The sequence below is a fragment of the bacterium genome, from assembly GCA_016873475.1.
Taxonomy (GTDB): domain Bacteria; phylum Krumholzibacteriota; class Krumholzibacteriia; order JACNKJ01; family JACNKJ01; genus VGXI01.
This window is the reverse complement of the sequence record VGXI01000379.1, coordinates 1-1,950: the sequence shown is the minus strand read 5'-3', so window position 1 is coordinate 1,950 and position 1,950 is coordinate 1. Positions and strand designations below refer to the sequence as shown.

General features: G+C 63.7%; 2 protein-coding genes. One reads left to right on the top strand and one right to left on the bottom strand.

The window, feature by feature from the left end:
• Window positions 1-189, bottom strand: a 189-nt coding sequence (locus FJ251_15945; GenBank protein MBM4119194.1) for a hypothetical protein, incomplete at its 3' end; no start/stop codon positions are given.
• Window positions 190-420: 231 nt separating this feature from the next.
• On the opposite strand from FJ251_15945, the gene FJ251_15940 reads away from it, so the two are divergent.
• Complete coding sequence (locus tag FJ251_15940) at window positions 421-1,866, top strand: IS1380 family transposase (GenBank protein ID MBM4119193.1); 1,446 nt, start codon at window positions 421-423, stop codon at window positions 1,864-1,866.
• Window positions 1,867-1,950 lie beyond the last annotated feature (84 nt).

Genomic DNA, 1,950 nt, shown 5'->3' with positions numbered 1-1,950 from the left:
GGAGAAGCCGAGCGCGGCTTCGGCGTAGGCATGAATGCTGGCGTAGCCGCAGTCGCGGTAGAGGCGCCGGCGCATCAGCTCGCCGAACCAGAGCACGGCGCTCTGCTCGGCGCGGCGAAGCTCGGCGACGGCCGCACGCAGGCGGGCATCCACCGCGGCGGCGGGGAGATTCGGCAGGAACGCGGACATGGAGAAACCTCGCCAGGACGAGGTCGCAGGAGGTGGGGGAGCATGCAATATACTATGAGAATCGGCGGCAGTCAAGTACATCGCCACGAGAAGAGCCTTCGCCGCCGGCTCTCGGCAAGAATGCCGTGGCCGCAAGCCGGCGCACGCGCGGTGACGAGCGTGACTAGCCCCAATTCGTCAGACTTGGACACAGAAAAGGCGACCTTCTCGTGAGAGGGGTCGCCTTTTCCCTTGAGAAGTAGGCCGTTTCGCGGCAGAAGGAGGTATCCAACCAAAGATCCTCCCCTCGCCGAAAGGGCACTTCCAGTGAGACGAAGAAAAGCCGATCTGCGCCGTCGTGTCAACGCCGACTTGGGCCTCGCCTTCACAGCCAGCGGACTGACGTCCTATGGTGGGATCGAGATCTTCCGCTGCTATCTCCGCCGAATCGACTTCTCGCGGCGACTGCAGAGCCACCTGGCTCCTCGATTGCTGCGGGGTGACTTCGCTGCGGTCTCGATGATCAAGCTGATTCTGGTCATGCTCATTCTCGGGGCGCACCGCCTCCGCCATGTCGCGTACCTCCAGGGCGACCCGCTCGTCTCGCGATTCAGCGGCTTGAGGCAGCTCCCCTCGGATCGCACGCTCTCCCGGTGGCTGGGGCAGTGCTCGCTGACGGTCCGCCGCGCGCTGCAGCGCTTTCAGGTTGAGCTTCTGGCACAGAGCTACCGGCCGTTGCGGCTGCCCCGAGTGACTCTGGACATCGACGGCACGGTGTGCTCGACAGGCCTGACGGCTGAGCGTGCGTTCCGGGGCTACAACCCGCATCACCGCAAGAGTCCCAGCTACTTTCCCATCACGGCCCATCTGGCGCAAACGGGGCACATTCTCCGCGTGCAGAATCGCGCGGGCAATGTCAACGACGGCAAAGCGGCGATGGGCTTCTTGCGAGACGCCTTGCGTGATCTGGCCCAGGTTGCGCCCGGCGCTACCGCCGAGATCCGCATGGATGGCGCCTACTTCCGCCGCGACATCATCGGCTGGCTTGACACGCGCGCCGAGTACGCGATCAAGGTCCCGTTCTATCAGTGGGTGGATCTGCAGACACAGATCCGTAAGCAAAAGCGATGGCGGCGCGTCGCTCAGGACGTTGACGGCTTCGACGTGACGCTTGCGCTCCACCCATGGTCGAGAACGCTGCGCGTCGCCATCTATCGCAAGCGCGTTCAGCACCAGAGCCCCAAGAACTACCAGCTCGATCTGTTCGACCCAACGGACGGGCACTGGGAGTATTCCGCGGTCGCGACGAACAAGACCGTCGGCATCAAGGCCCTCTGGCAGTTCATGGCAGGTCGGGGCGCTCACGAAAAGGTCCTGTCAGAGCTGAAAAGCGGTTACGCCTTTGCCACGATCCCGACCCGTAACTACGCGGCCAACAGTACCTGGCAGCTCCTCGCCGCCATGGCGCACAACCTCGTGGTCAGCCTCCAGATCGACACTACCGCTCAACGTCGCCGCCACACCGCGAAACGATCCCCGATCTTCGCCCTGAAGCGGATTGGGACCTTGCGCTTCGAGTGGATCTGCCGGGCCGGCGTGCTCCAGCGCCCTGCTGGCCGGCAGGTCTTGAAGCTAATGAACAACCTCCCTGCCAGGAGGGAGGTTGAACGGATCGTCCAGCGGCTCGAAGCCGCCTGATTTCTGACGAATTGGGGCTAGTACCGCACTCGAGCCACCGAGTGCTTTCCACTTGCTCCAAGGCTCACGCACTCCGACAATCCT